Annotated in this window: 17 protein-coding genes; 16 read left to right on the top strand and 1 reads right to left on the bottom strand. The window is 36.4% G+C overall.

The window, feature by feature from the left end; genetic code table 11:
• The first annotated feature begins 17 nt into the window (after positions 1–17).
• The 4 genes from AC6IWN_RS01550 to AC6IWN_RS01565 all read left to right on the top strand — a co-directional run bounded on the left by AC6IWN_RS01550 (position 18) and on the right by AC6IWN_RS01565 (position 4,173).
• A complete protein-coding gene (locus AC6IWN_RS01550) occupies positions 18–1,097 on the top strand; it encodes an SGNH/GDSL hydrolase family protein (RefSeq protein WP_497990391.1) in 1,080 nt (359 codons plus the stop codon).
• A gap of 27 nt (positions 1,098–1,124) precedes the next feature.
• Positions 1,125–1,619: a hypothetical protein gene (locus AC6IWN_RS01555; protein WP_497990393.1), complete on the top strand. Its 495-nt coding sequence runs from the start codon at positions 1,125–1,127 to the stop codon at positions 1,617–1,619.
• Positions 1,620–1,750: 131 nt separating this feature from the next.
• Positions 1,751–2,713, top strand: a complete 963-nt coding sequence (locus AC6IWN_RS01560; protein ID WP_497990394.1) for a transglutaminase domain-containing protein — start codon at positions 1,751–1,753, stop codon at positions 2,711–2,713.
• 119 nt (positions 2,714–2,832) lie between these two features.
• A complete protein-coding gene (locus AC6IWN_RS01565) occupies positions 2,833–4,173 on the top strand; it encodes a CapA family protein (RefSeq protein ID WP_497990396.1) in 1,341 nt (446 codons plus the stop codon).
• A gap of 169 nt (positions 4,174–4,342) precedes the next feature.
• On the opposite strand, the gene AC6IWN_RS01570 is transcribed toward AC6IWN_RS01565, so the two are convergent.
• A complete protein-coding gene (locus tag AC6IWN_RS01570; RefSeq protein WP_497990398.1) occupies positions 4,343–5,197 on the bottom strand; it encodes a helix-turn-helix domain-containing protein in 855 nt (284 codons plus the stop codon).
• A 573-nt stretch (positions 5,198–5,770) separates the two neighbouring features.
• On the opposite strand from AC6IWN_RS01570, the gene AC6IWN_RS01575 reads away from it, so the two are divergent.
• The 12 genes from AC6IWN_RS01575 (at position 5,771) to atpG (ending at position 17,937) form a co-directional block, all read left to right on the top strand.
• Positions 5,771–7,192, top strand: coding sequence for a carbohydrate ABC transporter substrate-binding protein (locus AC6IWN_RS01575; protein ID WP_497990400.1), 1,422 nt, complete (start codon positions 5,771–5,773; stop codon positions 7,190–7,192).
• Positions 7,193–7,516: 324 nt separating this feature from the next.
• Positions 7,517–8,497, top strand: a complete 981-nt coding sequence (locus tag AC6IWN_RS01580) for a carbohydrate ABC transporter permease (protein ID WP_497990401.1) — start codon at positions 7,517–7,519, stop codon at positions 8,495–8,497.
• The gene (locus AC6IWN_RS01585; protein ID WP_497990403.1) at positions 8,497–9,345 is read left to right on the top strand and encodes a carbohydrate ABC transporter permease; all 849 of its coding nucleotides are present in this window, start codon (positions 8,497–8,499) and stop codon (positions 9,343–9,345) included. The genes AC6IWN_RS01580 and AC6IWN_RS01585 overlap by 1 nt, the downstream gene beginning before the upstream one ends.
• A 74-nt stretch (positions 9,346–9,419) precedes the next feature.
• Entirely contained in the window at positions 9,420–11,504 is a 2,085-nt protein-coding gene (locus tag AC6IWN_RS01590) for a glycoside hydrolase family 3 C-terminal domain-containing protein (protein ID WP_497990405.1), read from the top strand.
• Positions 11,505–11,896: 392 nt separating this feature from the next.
• Entirely contained in the window at positions 11,897–12,763 is an 867-nt protein-coding gene (gene fba / locus AC6IWN_RS01595) for a class II fructose-1,6-bisphosphate aldolase (protein ID WP_497990407.1), read from the top strand.
• Between the two features lie 553 nt (positions 12,764–13,316).
• The gene (locus tag AC6IWN_RS01600) at positions 13,317–13,991 is read left to right on the top strand and encodes a F0F1 ATP synthase subunit A (RefSeq protein ID WP_497990409.1); all 675 of its coding nucleotides are present in this window, start codon (positions 13,317–13,319) and stop codon (positions 13,989–13,991) included.
• Between the two features lie 41 nt (positions 13,992–14,032).
• Positions 14,033–14,257: an ATP synthase F0 subunit C gene (gene atpE / locus AC6IWN_RS01605; protein ID WP_497990410.1), complete on the top strand. Its 225-nt coding sequence runs from the start codon at positions 14,033–14,035 to the stop codon at positions 14,255–14,257.
• A gap of 21 nt (positions 14,258–14,278) precedes the next feature.
• Positions 14,279–14,503, top strand: coding sequence for an ATP synthase F0 subunit C (gene atpE / locus AC6IWN_RS01610; protein WP_497990410.1), 225 nt, complete (start codon positions 14,279–14,281; stop codon positions 14,501–14,503).
• Between the two features lie 18 nt (positions 14,504–14,521).
• Positions 14,522–15,007 carry a F0F1 ATP synthase subunit B gene (gene atpF / locus AC6IWN_RS01615; RefSeq protein WP_497990412.1) on the top strand — a complete coding sequence of 162 codons (486 nt, stop codon included), beginning with the start codon at positions 14,522–14,524 and terminating at the stop codon, positions 15,005–15,007.
• A complete protein-coding gene (atpH, locus tag AC6IWN_RS01620; protein WP_497990414.1) occupies positions 15,004–15,510 on the top strand; it encodes an ATP synthase F1 subunit delta in 507 nt (168 codons plus the stop codon). Before atpF ends, atpH begins: the two co-directional genes overlap by 4 nt.
• On the top strand, positions 15,510–17,015 hold the full coding sequence (atpA, locus tag AC6IWN_RS01625; RefSeq protein ID WP_497990416.1) for a F0F1 ATP synthase subunit alpha: 1,506 nt from the start codon (positions 15,510–15,512) through the stop codon (positions 17,013–17,015). Before atpH ends, atpA begins: the two co-directional genes overlap by 1 nt.
• A 46-nt stretch (positions 17,016–17,061) precedes the next feature.
• Entirely contained in the window at positions 17,062–17,937 is an 876-nt protein-coding gene (gene atpG, locus AC6IWN_RS01630; RefSeq protein ID WP_497990418.1) for an ATP synthase F1 subunit gamma, read from the top strand.
• Positions 17,938–17,939: the final 2 nt, after the last annotated feature.

The following is a 17,939-nucleotide window of genomic DNA, read 5'->3' on the forward strand; positions in this document are numbered from 1 at the left end:
AAAGATTGGAGTGATATATGAATAAGTTTATATGTAGATTTATCGTAGTCGCTGTGTGTATCATTACTTTTTTTATGCTACAGCGATTGGTAATGCCAAAGTACATGGATGATGTTTTGGAGGGCTCCTTTATTGAGGAATACTATTCGGAAACAACAAGCCATGATGTTGTTTTTGTAGGTGACTGCGAGCTTTATGAGAATTTCAGCCCGATTACTCTTTGGGAGGATTACGGAATAACTAGCTACATCAGGGGAAGTGCCCAACAGTTGATTTGGCAATCCTATTACCTGTTGCAGGATACATTAAGGACGGAGAAGCCTAAAGTTGTAGTTTTCAATGTGATGTCTTTGAAGTATAATGAACCTCAGAGAGAAGAGTATAATCGTATGACGATAGATGGAATGCAGTGGTCTAGAGCCAAAGTAGACGATATCAAAGCATCGATGACTAAGGATGAAAAATTCCTTGATTATATATTTCCATTCCTAAGATATCACAGTAGAATTACACAATTAACATCCAGTGATTTTAAGTACTACTTTAAGAAACGTAAGGTAACCAATAACGGATATTATATGAGAGTTGATGTTGATCCGTTTAGCGGTAAAGTGGAGGATATCAAACCGAAATCCTATCAGTTCGGAAGTAACGCATGGAAGTACATGGACAAGATTACGAACCTTTGTAAGGAAAAAGGAATAAAGTTGGTGCTGGTTAAAGCTCCCAGTGTATCTCCTGTCTGGTACGACGAATATGATAAGCAGGTTGTTGATTATGCTGCTAAGAATCATCTTCCCTATATCAATTATTTGAAGCTTGTGAACGAGATTCCGATTGATTACAAGAAGGATACTTACGATCAAGGCCTTCATATGAATTTATCCGGTGCGGAAAAACTTTCGAAGCACTTGGGTAAAGTTCTACAATCGGACTATCAGTTGAAGGATCATCGATCGGATAAGAAGCTGAATAAAGTATGGAAAAAGAAAATTAAATTTTATGACCAAATGAAACAGGCACAGTATGAGGAACTAGGAAAATACGGATATTTAAAAAGTTTTGGTGGAGAGACAACCAAAAATGAAGGTGAATAAATAAATGATGAGAGGAAGGCAAAAATAGTGAGTAAATTTAAGAAAGTATATGGGTTTGGAATTGTTTTGATGCTTGTTGTGACACTTCTTGGTGCATGTGGGGAAAAGAAAGCGAGCGCTTCAAAAGACTTCGAGTTTAGCTTTAAGGGAGATACTGTAACAGTCGATGACGATGCAACAAAGATGTTAAAAGATATCGGCAAGGCAAAGGAAACAAAGAAAACAGAAAGTTGTGCATTTCAAGGATATGATAGAACCTATGTATATGATGATTTTACGATAACAACCTATTCCAAGTCAAAAACAGGAACGGAGTTTATCAACAGTATTGAACTTACCAAGGATTCAGTCGCAACGAAGGAAAATATTAAAATCGGAAGCTCCAAGAAGGATATGTTAGATGCTTACGGAACAGTGAAGGATAAGTTTGGAGTATACACTTTTACTAAAGGTAAAACAAAGCTGGTGATTGAGGTGGATGATTCAGACAAGGTTATTAGTATTACTTATATGAAAAAATAAGCTTGTATATATCTTTTTTAATGAAAAAATGAAAAGAATTGTTTATAATGTAATGGTAATATGATACAAGATTTGAATTTAAGAAAGGAAAGTATCAATCTGATTTTATATACATTGAGAAAATAAAAAAAATGAAAAAATGGATCTTATTTGCGGTTGTACTAATAGCTGCACTTGCAATAGGCTATGTCCTCGTTAGTGGTAAAGTTACCTTGACACCGGGACCTTCGCCGACTTCTAAACCTACCTCGGAGCCTACCTTGGCACCAACAGCTACAGTGGTGCATAGTGCTACCTTGGCTCCAAGTGCTACCTTGACGCCTACCACATCACCGGCAAAGAATGATACAAAGGCACCAGTTATATCAGGTATGGTTGGAAAGAATAGTTATTTTAAGGATTCTGTATTTATGGTGGTATATCCAGGTGAGGAATATGATTTCACCCGCTATGTAAAAGTGAAGGACGACATTGATACAGACGTTGATTTACAAGTAAATACGGATGAAGTGGATTATACCAAAGAAGGAGATTATTCGGTTACGTTCACCGCAACTGATCGTTCTGGAAACTCGTCAACAGCGACCGGAAAAGTACATGTAAGACTCCCGGCGAAGGTCGATTCGATGGCGGATGAACTTCTTGGGGAAATTGTTAAGGATTCAATGTCCGATCAGCAGAAAGCAGAAGCGGTTTATACCTATATCCGAAAGAATTTTTCTTACGTTGATAATTATAATGAGACAGACTGGGAGAAAGCTGCGGAATATGGAATGAAATATGATAGTGGCGATTGCTTTATGTTTTATTCGGTTTCAAGAGCGCTTCTTACAAGACTTGGAATTCCAAATCTAATGGTAACCAGATATAAGGGAGAGGGGCACCATTGGTGGAATCTTGTGTATGTAGATGGAGGATGGTATCATTTTGATACAACACCAAGGAGTAAACGGGCAACGTTCTGTTTGGTCACAAGTGCTCAACTCGAGAATTATTCAAAAAAAGCAGGTAATACCCATATATGGAATGTACCGGAGTATCCAAAAACCGCTACAAAGGAGATTAGTACTGTAAAATGGGGAAAGCGCTATTAATAGGTATTTACATTTGATAAACTATTAAGTAGGTAGTTGTGAAACAGATGGTTTGAATATTAAACGATTATTGTTTTGCAATTACCTATTGTGATTAAGATATACTGGGAGGGAATGGGATGAAGAAAAAGAAGTCGAAAAGAATAGGATTTGCTATAATAATGTGTTTGATTTGTTCGTTAGGGTTATATGCACATAGAGTCTATGCTGATAGTATAGCTGATAATCCAACAATCAAGCCCACGGTTAGCCCAACACCAATCGTACAATATAGTGGTAAGATCATTCTGAATAAAAGTAAGGTTACGATTAAACAGGGATCCGGTCACCAACTTAAAGTAACTTTGTCGGAAGTAAATCAGTCAAATGAAAAGCTTAAATTTTTATCCAGTAATAAGAAAGTAATAACGGTTAGCGATAAGGGATATATTAAAACGGTACATTGGGGCAAAGCAAATATAACAGTTACATTGGGGAAAGCAAAGGCGGTGTGTCAGGTAACTGTAACAAAGGACATTTCAATTACAATCAGTGCAGCAGGGGATGTAACCTTATCCAGTGATATCAAGCAACCAAAAAGTGTAAATTTCTTTTCTGTGTACAACAAACAAAAAAATGATGCGTATTTCTTTAAAAACGTAAAACCGATATTTGAAAAAGATGATATGACAATAGTGAATTTTGAAGGTACTCTGAGTAATAGGGGAAGCAGAGTCGATAAAAAATGGGCATTCCGAGGCAAGCCTTCCTATATCAACATATTGAAGGCCGGAAGCGTGGAATCAGTTGCTTTCGCAAATAATCATTATAAAGATTACGGACAGGTCAGCTATACGGATACAATAAATACATTTAATAAAGCAGGAATTACATATTCCTCTTTTGAACGTGTTGGAATCTATAAAGTAAAGGGTATTAAAATCGGAATGATATCTATCTTGGAAGTAGGAAGAAGTGACGCTGCCAGTGTTCTCCGTAAGGCTATCAAAAATATGAAAGCGAAGAAACCGGATTTGTTAATCGTCAGCTTCCATTGGGGGATTGAACGAACACAGAATATAACCAAAGCTCAATCAGATCTTAGTAAAATAGCGATAAACGAAGGAGGAGCTGATTTGGTGTTGGGTCATCACCCACATGTCCTTCAACCGATTCAAAAATATAAAGGTGCGTACATAGTTTATAGCTTGGGTAATTTTTGCTTCGGAGGTAATACGAATCCTCCGGATAAAGATACGATGATCTTTCAACAGACCTTTAAGTTCCATAATGATAAATTGGTACAGGATGCCAACGCTAAAATCATACCATGTTCCGTGTCATCTGTGTCTAATAGAAATAATTATCAGCCAACACCGAGCAAGGGAGAGGCGAAGACCAGAATACTAAAAAGGATGAATACATACAGTAAAAAATATGGTATCCAATTTGACAAGAACGGAATCATTAAGAAGAAATAAAAGAAAAAAATAAAAGAAAAAAATAAAAGAAAAAGAAATAAAATAAAAAGTAATGAAAAAGGCTCTTTCAAGCATCTGACCTAGAACAAAACGCATTGTTTGTCTAGGGTATTCGCTTTGAAAGAGTCTTGCATTTTATCTCGGTAATTATATTAAGATTTAACGTTGTCTACGATATATACGTTGACTTGAACTCAGTAGGAGTACATCCTTTTATAATCTTAAACATTCGAATAAATGCAGATAAACTACTGAAGCCACATTGGAGGGCTGCTTCGGTTATAGTGAGCTTCTTGTCAATTAATAACTTTTCAGCAGTTTCAATTCTCTTAATGTTAAGATATTTATAAAATGAGATATTTGTAAACTGTTTAAATAGCCTGCTAAAATGATATTTACTAAAGCCGGAGAGATTTGCCACGTGGTCTAGTGTCAGATCCTCACTACAATGCTCGTTGATATAATTACAGATTGCTAAAAAGCGTTCCGTGTATTCTTGATGCTTTATCGCATTATTATTAAGATTACTGGTATTAGGTGTATAGCTTCTTCCTATTAATACAAATATCTCAATCAACTTTGCATATATATATGCTTCTCTTAACGGCGCTTCTGCATTATATTCATCTGATATTTCAAACATAAGCTTGCGAATTTTCTCGTAAGCCTCCGGAGCTTCCTCCGCTGTTACCAAAAGTGCAGGTGATATATAGGATAATGTATTCTCTAAATCCTTAATACCGTGTAGTAAGGTGAAATCAGCTTGAAAAATTAGACGCTTGCCGGGTGAGGCATTCATAGAATGGACAATACCCGGATTGATGATCAAGAGATCTCCTTCTCGCAAATTATATTCAACCTTGCAACAAGTGACTTGATATGTATTGTTGAGCGGCATAATTATTTCTAACGGAGCATGCCAATGAGCTGGATAGTCTTCATAATCCTCATTTTCATACAGGCGTATGTTCATATTGGATCTAAAATTTACAGTTTCTTGTATTCCACGAAGATTTTCAATCATATTAGTTACGTTTCCTTTACCAAATATGTCGTAAATTGTTACAAAATGAAAATTACAATAATTGTTACTTACCATATTAGTATACAATAATGAAAAAATCAATAGTGGATATTTGCATGTTTCTATCTTAATTGGATATATTAATATTTGTAAAGTCAAAAAGCAAAAAAGTAAAAAAGCATAATTTACATTAAGAATTTATTCCGGAATTAGTAAAAATAGAAGAATGCTATAGCAAGATTTTTGTGTTACTACAAGATAAGATACGTGAGCTAGTACTTTAAACCTAAGCAATCGAAACGATTTGTGGTTATCATTGATATAATCTCTAGTGCTTTGTACAAGGTTTATAATGAAAATAACGAACGTGTTTTGTCGGAAATATGTGAATATATTCAAAAAGGTAACAAATACAAGCACTTGAGGTGTTTATTTATAGATATATTTCACAAAACCATCAATAATATAGCAATTTTTGATAATAGAATAGCAATATATGAGGAGCCTGTCAGAAAAATATTTGTTAAAATTCACTTGTATGAAGAATCATACAGAATTAGAGGAGGGTAATATATGAAACGATTTATGGCTTTACTTCTTACTTCCGTTCTTGTTGCATCTGTAGTATTTACAGGATGTGGTAACAAAGATGACGGAAAAAAAGATCCAACACCAACCAAAGCGGCTAGTGATAACACAACACCAACTCAGCCAGCTGTAGTACAGGTATCTGATGATGCTAGTGTTAAAACTCTTAACTTGTGGTCATTCACAGATGAAGTTCCGAAGATGATGAAAAAATACAAAGAACTTCATTCTGATTTCACACTTCAAGTGAAAGAGACCATCGTTCCTACAACAGAGCAGGCTTATCAGCCAGCATTGGATCAGGCACTCGCTGCAGGCGGTCCTTCAGCACCAGACATCTACACAGCTGAGGCAGCTTTCGTATTGAAGTATACTCAAGGCGAAGCTTACAAGTATGCTGCAGCTTACACTGATCTTGGTATTGACGTAGACAAACTTACAAAGGAAGCTGATATCGCTCCTTATACCGTTGATATGGGTACAAATCCTGATGGTAAATTAGTTGGTCTTGGATATCAGGCAACTGGTGGTGCTTTCATCTATCGTCGTTCTATAGCTACAAAGACATGGGGAACAGATGATCCTACAGCTATCAAAGATAAGATTGGTCCAGGATGGGATAAATTCATGGCAGCAGCAGCTGATTTAAAAGCTAAAGGCTATGCAATTGTATCTGGCGATGGCGATCTTTATCATCCAGTTGAGAGCAGCTCCGAAAAAGGCTGGTTAGTTGATGGTAAACTTAATCTTGATGCTGGTCGTGAGCAGTTCTTTGATTTATCCAAAGAATTATATGACAAAGGTTATAGCAACAAAACTAAGGACTGGACAGATGCTTGGTATGCTGATATGACTAACACTGGCAAACAGCAAGTATTTGGTTTCTTTGGTCCTGCATGGTTAATCAACTACGTTATGGCTGGACATTCCGGCGGTAAGAAAGTTGGCGAAGGCACATATGGCGATTGGGCAGTATGTGAACCTACAATCGGCTTTATGTGGGGTGGTACATGGATTCTTGGTAACAAAGATACTAAGGTTAAGAAATCTGTTGGTAGCATCATTCAGTGGATCACACTTGATTCTTCTGAAACAGGCCTTCAGTACTTCTGGGCTAATGGTACTCTTAACGGAGCAGGCGGAACAAAGGATACTGTAGCATCCGGTGCTGTAATGACTAAGTCTGATGGTAAGCTTGATTTCCTTGGCGGACAGAATATGTTTGATATATTCGTTCCTGCAGGCAAGAACGCTAACGGTAAGACAAAGACTCAGTACGATGAAGCAATCAACGCTTACTTCCGTGATCAGGTTAATGCATATGTAACTGGCAAGAAGTCTAAAGAACAAGCAATCAAAGACTTCAAACAGAACGTTGCTGATAACCTTGCAATCGATGTAGAATAATTTTAATTTAGTTTTATTTTGGGGCGGGCGAATGCCTTTTCGGCCGCCCCAAAAATATGTACATTGTACAGTGTGGTTACTACAATGTATAATTAGTATTTGAGAAATGTAATTTTGATTAAGATATATAATATATAAGCTTTTTTTTTGAAATTTTTTTGTAATTTTTTATCAGGAGCTCATATGCTTCGCATTTGGGCTGATTTTTTTACTTATCCATATAAGTTATGCATTCAATCGATCCAGTTCGAATAAGTTCAGACTGCTATGGACGACCAAATCTACAATTTATAGATAATTTATAGTTTCCGGAGGTGGGCTCTTATGCGACGTAAAAGTAATAGTAAAGCAAAATATGGTTACATTTTTTGCATACCTTTCGTAGTTGCGTTTTTAATGTTTCAATTGTATCCTATCATTTATACAGGAATGATTGGTTTTACTGATTTAAGAGGAATGGGTAGAACGGATTTTCATTTTTTGGCTGAACCGTTCAAAAATTTTCAACAGATTTTAAAAACTCCATCCTTTAAGATTTCGTTATCGAATACTGTTTACATTTGGGTGTTAAACTTTGTTCCTCAGATCGTTCTTGCACTTATTCTTACCGCTTGGTTTACAAGCCATCGTAATAAGCTTAAAGGACAGGGCGCATTCAAAGTTTTATTCTACATGCCAAATATTATTACAGCTGCTTCAATTGCAATTTTATTTAACTCCTTATTTGGTTATCCGATTGGTCCTGTAAATGATATATTAAAGATGTTTGGATTTATCAAGGAACCAATTAACTTCCCATTTGATAAGGGGATTTCCCAAGGTGTAGTAGCGTTTATCCAATTCTGGATGTGGTATGGTTACACGATGATCGTACTTATATCGGGTGTATTGGGTATGAATCCAGAGCTTTTTGAAGCATCTGATATTGATGGCGCTACAGGAATTCAAACATTCTTCTTTGTTACTCTTCCTAACTTGAGAACAATTTTATTATTTACATTGATTACTTCCATGATCGGTGGTTTACAGATGTTTGATATTCCTAAAATGTACATTGCTAATGGTGGACCGGACAATGCTACGCTTACAACAAGCGTATTCATATATAAGCAAGCATTTGATGGAAGTTATTTATACAACCGTGCGGCTGCTGCAAGTATGATAATGTTCATTTTCATCACAATATTATCAGCAATAGTATTCTACTTGATGCGCGATAAGTACGCAATTGCGCAGCAAAAAGCAATTAAAAAACTTGAAAAAGATCGTAGAAAAGCAGCAAAAGCAGCGAAGGGGGTAGCATAATGAAGAATGAAATAAAAGTGGGAAAAATTGCTTTTAAGACAATAGCATATATTGTATGTATCTTGTTGGCAATATTAAGTATTCTTCCATTTTGGATTATGTTTGTAAATGCTACTCGTAGTACAGTTGAAATTCAGAATACTTCAATATCATTAATTCCATCAACGCATTTGTTTAAAAATATACATGCAGTCAGTGGCAAGACATTTAATCCGGTAGTAGGATTTATGAACTCTATGATTATATCCTCAGGTGCTACAGTTTGTGCGGTTTACTTCTCCTCACTTACTGCATATGCTCTTGTGGTATATGACTGGAGATTACGTCAGCCATTCTTCACATTTATTATGGCTGTAATGATGATTCCGGCACAGGTAACCAGTATCGGTTTCTATCAGTTTATGTATAAAATTAATTTGGTAAATAACTTCTTACCATTGATATTACCTGCGGTTGCAGCACCTGCCATTGTATTCTTTATGCGTCAGTATCTGATGGCATCTCTTCAGATTGATATCGTTAATTCTGCTAGAATTGACGGTGCAGGTGAATTCAGAACATTTAATAGTATTATTTTACCGATTATGAAACCTGCTATTGCAACACAAGCAATTTTCGTATTCGTATCTAACTGGAATAACTTATTCATGCCAATGATCTTACTTACAGATAAAGATAAATATACTATGCCACTTATGGTTAGCCAGTTACGTGGTGATATTTATAAGACTGAATTAGGTTCCGTATATCTGGGATTATCATTGACAGTATTACCGTTGTTTATAGTATATTTCATGCTTTCTAAATACATCATCGCTGGTGTTGCTTTAGGTGGCGTTAAAGAATAATACTTTACAGAATATTTGCATGATTTATGTAAATACTTAAACTAAAATACTTAAACTTATGTAAGGAAAACAACATGAACCGAGAAGAAGCAAAAAGAAGAGCCAAAGAGTTGGTATCACAGATGACTTTGGAAGAAAAAGCTTCTCAGTTAAAGTATGATGCGCCTTCTATCAAACGATTAGGAATTCCTGATTATAATTGGTGGAATGAAGCACTACACGGTGTTGCCCGAGCAGGAGTTGCTACAAGCTTTCCGCAGGCAATTGGCATGGCAGCCACTTTTGATGATGATTTATTGAAAGAGATTGCTGATACCATTGCCACGGAGGCAAGAGCAAAATACAATGAGTACAGTAAGCATAATGACCGAGATATATATAAAGGTCTTACTTTCTGGTCTCCCAATGTAAATATTTTTCGCGATCCCAGATGGGGAAGAGGGCATGAAACCTATGGTGAAGACCCTTTTCTAACAAGCCGTTTGGGATTTGCTTTTGTTAAGGGATTACAAGGAGATGGCGATTTTCTCAAGACGGCAGCATGTGCAAAGCATTTTGCGGTGCATTCCGGTCCTGAGGCTGATCGTCACTCCTTTAATGCTTTAGCGACAAAAAAAGATATGTACGAGACTTACTTACCTGCATTTAAGAAATTGGTGCAGGAAGCTAAGGTTGAATCGGTTATGGGAGCTTATAACCGAACAAACGGGGAAGCTTGTTGTGGCAGTACAACTCTTATTAAGAATATACTTCGTGGTGACTGGGAATTTGATGGACATTTTGTCTCTGACTGCTGGGCACTTAAGGACTTCCATATGTATCATGGAGTGACTAGCACAGCAGAGGAGTCCGCAGCCATGGCAATTAAAGCAGGTTGCGATTTGAATTGTGGTAATATTTATTTGTATTTGTTAAAGGCTCAGCAGGATGGTTTGATTTCTGAAGAGGACATTACCAGAGCTGCTGAACGTTTGTTTACAACACGTTATATGCTAGGATGTTTTGATCAAACGGAATTTGATAAGATTCCTTACGAGGTTGTTGAATGTAAGGAACATCTACAACTTGCGGATAAAGCTACTGAGAAGAGTCTTGTACTCCTTAAGAATAGCGGAGTTCTGCCTCTTCAGAAGGATAAAGTCAGAACAATCGGTGTGATTGGTCCAAACGCGAATAGCAGGGCAGCTCTAATAGGCAATTATCATGGTACATCTTCTGAATATATTACTATATTAGAAGGAATACAAAAAGAAGCTGGCGAGGATATCCGGGTATTGTTTTCTGAGGGATGTCATTTACATCTAGAAAAGACAGAAAATTTAGCATGGAATAATGATAGAATCAGTGAAGCGATTATTGTAGCAGAACACAGTGATGTGGTAGTGCTTTGCCTTGGACTTGATGAAACACTTGAGGGTGAAGAAGGGGATGAAGGCAATAATTATGCTTCCGGAGATAAATCGGATCTTCAACTTCCAAAAGTTCAGAGAACTCTGATGGAGGCGGTAGTAAAAACCGGTAAACCGGTTATTCTTTGTCTCAGTGTCGGTAGTGCGATGGATTTAAACTATGCGCAGGAGAATATTGATGCTATCCTGTTAACCTGGTATCCAGGCGCTAGAGGTGGATCAAGAATTGCTAAGACGCTCTTTGGAGCTAATTCACCTTCTGGTAAGTTGCCAATCACCTTCTATAGAGATCTTGATGAGCTACCTTCCTTTACAGATTATTCGATGGAAGGTAGAACCTATCGATATTTCGCAGGACAGTGCTTATATCCATTTGGCTACGGGTTAACCTATGGTAACTGTAAAGTAGTTAAAGCGGAATATAAGGATAATAACATCGTAGCGGAAGTGTTAAATGACAGTGATACCCCAACCGATGATGTTGTTCAGGTTTATATAAAGAACTTGAATTCTCACTATGCGGTACGTAACCATAATCTCTGTGGATATGAAAGAATTAGTTTAAAAGCACATGAGAGTAGAACTATAACAGTCTCAATTCCTGAGAATGCATATTTAGTTGTAAATGAGAACGGTGAATATATTAAGGATGGCGACTCCTATCAATTATATGTGGGATTCGGCCAGCCAGACGATAGAACGTATGAACTTACACAAAACCCTTGCATTAGAATTGATCTTATAAAATAGTCAATAGCAATTATATAAAGAAGTCCTAATAAGAGCATAAATATGTGAACTGACCTCCTAAATGTAAGAATTTTAGTCTGACATATGGAGATCAGTTCATTGCTTTGTTTGGGACTTTTTTGTGCACTTAATGATATCAATTCAGAATTATTGTTAGAATAAAATGTAGTAAAAATAAGCTATCTATGAATAAATCAATCTCTTTTGTGGCATGTATAACATAGAGTTAAAAATAGTAAAATAGTAAACAATGTAATTAATTCTAGTATTTTCATAGGATGAAGAACTTAAGTTTTGACAAATACTTCAAAAGCTATTATAATGAGGACTAAAGTGTAACACTATGGTTTGAGTTATTATTCAAATAAATACTTTTAACGGAGGATATCAAAATGGCATTAGTATCAGCGAAAGAAATGCTTACAAAGGCAAAAAAAGGAAAATATGCAGTGGGTCAGTTTAATATTAACAATTTAGAATGGACAAAAGCAATTTTATCCACAGCAGAAGAATTGAAATCACCTGTTATTCTTGGTGTATCTGAAGGTGCTGGTAAATACATGGGCGGATATGCAACAGTTGTTGGTATGGTAAATGGTTTGTTAGAGGGTCTTAAAATTACAGTTCCTGTAGCACTTCACTTAGATCACGGTAGCTATGAAGGTTCTTATGCATGTATCGAAGCAGGATTTTCTTCCATCATGTTCGATGGCTCACATTATCCGATCGCTGAGAATATCGAGAAGACAAAAGAATTAGTTGGTGTTTGCGAGAGCAAGGGTCTTTCCCTCGAAGCAGAGGTTGGTTCTATTGGTGGTGAAGAAGATGGTGTTGTAGGTGCAGGTGAATGTGCAGATCCTAACGAGTGTAAACAGATCGCTGATCTTGGTGTTACTATGTTAGCTGCAGGTATCGGTAACATCCATGGTAAATATCCTGAAAATTGGCCTGGTCTTAGCTTTGAGACATTAGCAGCTGTACAGGATCAGACTGGCGAAATGCCGTTAGTATTACATGGTGGTACAGGTATTCCGGAAGATATGATCAAAAAGGCAATTTCTCTTGGCGTTGCAAAAATTAACGTTAATACAGAGTGTCAGTTAGCTTTCCAGGAAGCAACTCGTAAATATATTGAAGCTGGTAAAGATTTAACAGGTAAAGGCTTTGATCCTCGTAAGTTATTAGCACCTGGTTATGAAGCAATCAAAGCAACCGTTAAGGAAAAGATGGAGTTATTCGGATCAGTTGGACAGGCTTAATATAGTCATAACTAAATCAATCCTTACGATGAAATTAAAACTTATTCAATAAGATATATAAATAAAGTTTAAGTAAGATGCGGAAAGGGTTTTTGATAAGTGACGAATAAGTTACTTATCAAGAGCCCTTTCTTAATGAATAATACATCACCATATTTTGAGATTTATCATTTGATTTTTGTATGTTTATTGACCTTAAATTTAGGGTATTCTAATGATTAAAAAGTGGTGTTAAGATTGTGTTAAGATAACGTAAATATAAAAGAAATATTTAGACTTTTTATAGTATTTTTATTATTAATATTGTATAATAAAAGGGTATATTTTTCTAAAATTTCATGGTTTTCATGAGATTATATTTTTTGATTTTTAGTTATGGACATATTAACAATTGAGGTATATTATTAAAAAAATAGTGAAATTATTTAGTGAATAGGCGAAATAGTAATTGTTTTTGCTACCAATGATGGTAACTTTTATGGGTGCTTTTATTATATTGAAAAAACATTAGAATGATTTCATTATAGCTAAGACTAGGAGGTGAAGTGTTGACATGGCTGAAAAGCTGGTTGAGGAGTTACAAAGTAAGACCTTATTTACGTTATTCGGGGTATTACCGGTCAGGATGTCTACTGTCGTAACATGGGGAATCATGGCGTTTCTTATGATTATGACATTGATATTTGTAAGGAATCTACAAATCGTTCCGAATAAGAAACAAGTAGTAATTGAGTCACTTGTTGGTTTTATTCATGATTTTATTTATGGAACGGTCGGAAAGGAAGGACAACGATATATACCTTACTTAGGTACAGTATTAATCTACCTTGCTATTTCAAATACGGTCGGGTTATTTGGATTAGTACCACCGACAAAGGATTTGAATGTGACAGCAGGATTAGCACTGATGAGTATTGTATTGATCGAGTATTCGGGAATTCGAGAGAAGAAACTTTCCGGATATTTAAAGAGCTTTATGCATCCTTCTCCAATCATGTTACCATTTAATATTTTGGAGATTGCAATTCGACCATTAGCATTATGTATGCGACTTTTCGGTAATATCTTTGGTGGATTCGTCATTATGGAATTAATTAAAATCATGTTATTCCCAGGTGTTGTTCCGGTTCCATTCAGTTTTTATTTTGATATTTTCGATGGTTTATTGCAAGCATACATCTTTGTATTTTTAACATCATTATTTATGCAAGAAAAATTGGAACATTAATTACTACAAGACAAATTATTTAAGATAGGAGAGTTTAACATATGTCAGCATTAATAGGAATTGGAGCAGGTATTGCAGTTCTTACAGGTTTGGGTGCAGGTATTGGTATCGGACTAGCAACTGCAGGAGCATCAGAAGCAATTGCAAGACAGCCGGAAGCAAAAGGTGATATTAATAAGACTTTAATTTTGGGTTGTGCATTAGCGGAAGCAACTGCTATCTATGGATTAGTAATCGCGTTTTTAATAATCTTTTTAGTAAAATAAATAAGAAAAGGAGATAAATATATGTCAGCATTAATAGGTATTGGAGCAGGTATTGCAGTTTTAACAGGTTTAGGAGCAGGTATTGGTATCGGATTAGCAACAGCAGGAGCTTCGGAAGCAATTGCAAGACAGCCGGAAGCAAAAGGTGATATTAATAAAACTTTAATTTTAGGTTGTGCTTTGGCAGAGGCAACGGCTATTTATGGTTTGGTAATCGCGTTCCTGATAATCTTTTTAGTAAAATAACTTTTGGAGGGGATATCTTTGATCAATATAGACGCAGGTATTGCATGGTCAATAGTTAATATAGTAGTTTTATGCCTTTTCTTTAGTTTTTTCTTGTTCAAGCCTGTGATGGGTATCATTGAAAAAAGAGAAGGAGTAATTACCGGAAAATTGAATGATGCGGAGAACATTAAAACAGAAGCGCTTCAATTAAAGGTTAATTATGAAAAGGATATAAAAAATGCCAGCGCAGAGGCACAGGCAATTATTAAAGAAGCTAGAGAAAGAGCTGAGCTGGAATACAGTAAAAAACTTGCTGAAGCGAAAGCGGATGCAGCTACATTAATCGCAGAAGCAAACAAATTAATCGAGTTAGAGAAGAAGAAGGCTATGGAGAGTGCACAAGCAGAAATCGCAGGTATTGCTATGCTTGCTGCTGCCAAGGTGATTGGTAAAAATGTAGATACGGATTCCAATCAACAGCTCTTAGGCGACTTCCTTAAAGAAGTAGGTGCTGCGAAATGATATCACAGCGTTCACTGATTTATGCAAAGATTCTATTTTCTATGAATATAAGTGAGGATAGTATCCATCAAATGAAACAGCTTATGACTGGCAGTAATGAACTGACGGATGCGTTAGTTAACCCTGCTGTAAAGCAACAGGAGAAGGAAGCTGTAATCAATGCTCTTTTTGATAGCGAAGTAACAGGTTTTCTGAAAGTTATGTGTGAAAACAATGTAATTGGTTTATTTCCTCAAATCATGGAAGCTTATGAGAATTTGGTTTTAGAACATAAGAACATAATCAGCGCGAAGTTTTCCTATGCTTATAAACCCAGTGAGGAAGAGCTTGAGCAGATTAAGCATATGATTTGTGATAAGTATAATAAATCAGGAGTAGTTCTCGAGATGGAGCAGGATGACTCATTGATTGGTGGTTATGTTTTAACAGTAGGACATATGGAATATAACAAAAGTATTAAGGGCGCTCTATCAGAAATGCAAAAAGCTCTTACTAGGAGGTGATGTGTTTGAGTAACATTAAACAAAACGATATAATTTCAGTTTTAAAGAGTGAAATCGAAAATTATGATATAAAAACAACAGTTAATGAGACCGGTACAGTAATTAGTATTGGTGACGGTATTGCTAATGTTTACGGACTTGACAATGCAATGTACGGTGAGTTGGTAGAATTTGAGACAGGCGTTCGCGGTATTGTTCAGAACTTGTCTATGAAAACAATTGGATGCGTTTTATTAGGCTCAGACTACGGACTTACAGAGGGATCTAAGGTTGTAAGGACAGGAAAGAAGGCTGGTGTTCCGGTATCCGATAAATTAATTGGTAGAGTAGTTAATGCACTTGGTGCACCGATTGATGGTAAAGGTGAATTTGAAGCAACTGATTTCTTCCCTATTGAAAATGTAGCACCTGGTGTTTGTACAAGAAAGCCGGTTACTGTTCCGTTACAGACAGGTATTCTTTCAATTGACTCCATGTTCCCGATCGGTAGAGGACAACGTGAGTTAATCATCGGTGACCGTCAGACTGGTAAAACAGCAATCGCGGTTGATACCATCTTAAATCAAAAAGGACAGGATGTAATCTGTATCTATGTTGCAATTGGTCAGAAAGCTTCTACAGTAGCTAAAATTGTTAGTACGTTAGCAAAGCACGGCGCTATGGATTATTCCATCGTTGTATCTGCTTCTGCGAGTGATCTCGCTCCTTTGCAGTACATTGCTCCTTATTCAGGAACAGCGATGGCTGAGTATTTCATGAGTAAAGGTAAAGATGTTTTGATTGTATATGATGATTTGTCAAAGCATGCGGTTGCATACCGTACCATGTCCTTATTATTAGAGAGATCCCCAGGTCGTGAAGCATATCCTGGTGATGTATTCTATCTTCATTCAAGATTATTGGAGCGTTCCTGTCGTGTTGAGGATCAATTTGGTGGTGGTTCTATCACAGCATTACCAATTATCGAAACTCTTGCAGGCGATGTATCTGCATATATTCCTACCAATGTTATCTCCATTACAGATGGTCAGATATTCCTTGAAAGTGAATTATTCAATGCTGGTATCAGACCTGCGGTAAATGTTGGTCTTAGTGTATCCAGAGTTGGTGGTGCTGCACAGACGAAAGCAATGAAGAAAGCAGCCGGAAGTCTTCGTATTGACCTTGCTCAGTACCGAGAGATGGAAGTATTTACTCAGTTCAGTTCTGATCTTGATAAAGCGACCAAGGATTTGTTGGATCACGGTAAACATCTTATTGAATTACTGAAACAGCCATTATCAAGACCGCTTTCATTACATGAGCAGGTAATCTTATTGGTTGTTGCAAATAATAAATTATTTAATGACGTTCCGATTAAAGATATGAAATCCTTTAAGACCGAGTTATTAGATTTCTTTAGTATGAGATATGCTAATGTAGTGGAAGAAATCAGTACGAAGAAAGCCTTAACCGATGAGTTGATTGAACAGATTGTAAACGCAGCCAAAGAATTTAAGAAGTAGTAAAGTAAATACTATGCCGTAACCATTCGGCATTATGGAGGTAATTATGGCGAATACCAGAGAAATCCGCTCGAGAATAAAGAGTATTCAGGATATCATGAAGATTACAAATGCCATGTATCTGATCTCCTCTTCTAAGTTGAAAAAGGCAAAGAAAAGTCTTACAGCAACAAAACCATATTTTGAATCACTTCAATCTACGATTTCCGATATTTTGATTCGTGTGCCACAGGTTAATTCGGTTTATTTTGATACTCGTAATGAGATTGAACAAGCGAATCGAAAAGTGGGATTTTTGGTTGTAACAGCTGATAAGGGTTTGGCTGGCGCTTATAATCACAACGTGACGAAAAAAGCAGAAGAAGAGATGCGAAAGATTGGCGGTAATAACAGTCTTTTTGTAATCGGTCAGGTTGGAAGGCAGTATTTTACCCGCAAAGGTTATAATATTCATGGAGATTTCTTGTATACAGCACAAAATCCTAATTTATACCGTGCAGGTGATATATCGAGTACACTGATTAAATTATTTGAAGATAAAGAATTAGACGATGTATATGTTGTATATACAAAAATGGTTACACCAATGAAGTCTGATGTAGAGTTCGCAAAACTTTTACCACTTGAAAGAAAGGTGGCGGAACAAAGATCCAATGGCTATATGCACGCGAACTTTGATCCATCTCCTGAAGTTGTAATGAATCAATTAGTACCAAACAGTCTGAAGGGATTGATTTTTGGTATCTTAGTTGAGGCATTTTCCAGTGAACAGAATGCGAGAATGACTGCTATGGAGTCGGCTACTAAGAGTGCGAAGGATATGCTGAAAAGTTTAGGCTTACAGTATAACAGAGCAAGACAGGCAGCTATCACGCAGGAAATTACTGAGGTTGTTAGTGGAGCGAAGAGTCTAAAAAAATAAGG

This window comes from Variimorphobacter sp. HTMS_6 (assembly GCF_059717775.1).

Excerpts from the sequence above, each read along its gene's own strand:
- AC6IWN_RS01585 (WP_497990403.1), top strand. The coding sequence starts at position 8,497 with ATGAAGAATGAAATAAAAGTGGGAAAAATTGCTTTTAAGACAATAGCA.
- AC6IWN_RS01580 (WP_497990401.1), top strand. The coding sequence starts at position 7,517 with ATGCGACGTAAAAGTAATAGTAAAGCAAAATATGGTTACATTTTTTGC.
- fba (WP_497990407.1), top strand. The coding sequence starts at position 11,897 with ATGGCATTAGTATCAGCGAAAGAAATGCTTACAAAGGCAAAAAAAGGA.
- AC6IWN_RS01575 (WP_497990400.1), top strand. The coding sequence starts at position 5,771 with ATGAAACGATTTATGGCTTTACTTCTTACTTCCGTTCTTGTTGCATCT.
- atpG (WP_497990418.1), top strand. The coding sequence starts at position 17,062 with ATGGCGAATACCAGAGAAATCCGCTCGAGAATAAAGAGTATTCAGGAT.
- AC6IWN_RS01550 (WP_497990391.1), top strand. The coding sequence starts at position 18 with ATGAATAAGTTTATATGTAGATTTATCGTAGTCGCTGTGTGTATCATT.
- atpA (WP_497990416.1), top strand. The coding sequence starts at position 15,510 with ATGTGTTTGAGTAACATTAAACAAAACGATATAATTTCAGTTTTAAAG.
- AC6IWN_RS01600 (WP_497990409.1), top strand. The coding sequence starts at position 13,317 with ATGGCTGAAAAGCTGGTTGAGGAGTTACAAAGTAAGACCTTATTTACG.
- AC6IWN_RS01590 (WP_497990405.1), top strand. The coding sequence starts at position 9,420 with ATGAACCGAGAAGAAGCAAAAAGAAGAGCCAAAGAGTTGGTATCACAG.
- atpE (WP_497990410.1), top strand. The coding sequence starts at position 14,033 with ATGTCAGCATTAATAGGAATTGGAGCAGGTATTGCAGTTCTTACAGGT.
- AC6IWN_RS01570 (WP_497990398.1), bottom strand. The coding sequence starts at position 5,197 with ATGATTGAAAATCTTCGTGGAATACAAGAAACTGTAAATTTTAGATCC.
- AC6IWN_RS01560 (WP_497990394.1), top strand. The coding sequence starts at position 1,751 with ATGAAAAAATGGATCTTATTTGCGGTTGTACTAATAGCTGCACTTGCA.
- atpH (WP_497990414.1), top strand. The coding sequence starts at position 15,004 with ATGATATCACAGCGTTCACTGATTTATGCAAAGATTCTATTTTCTATG.
- AC6IWN_RS01565 (WP_497990396.1), top strand. The coding sequence starts at position 2,833 with ATGAAGAAAAAGAAGTCGAAAAGAATAGGATTTGCTATAATAATGTGT.
- atpE (WP_497990410.1), top strand. The coding sequence starts at position 14,279 with ATGTCAGCATTAATAGGTATTGGAGCAGGTATTGCAGTTTTAACAGGT.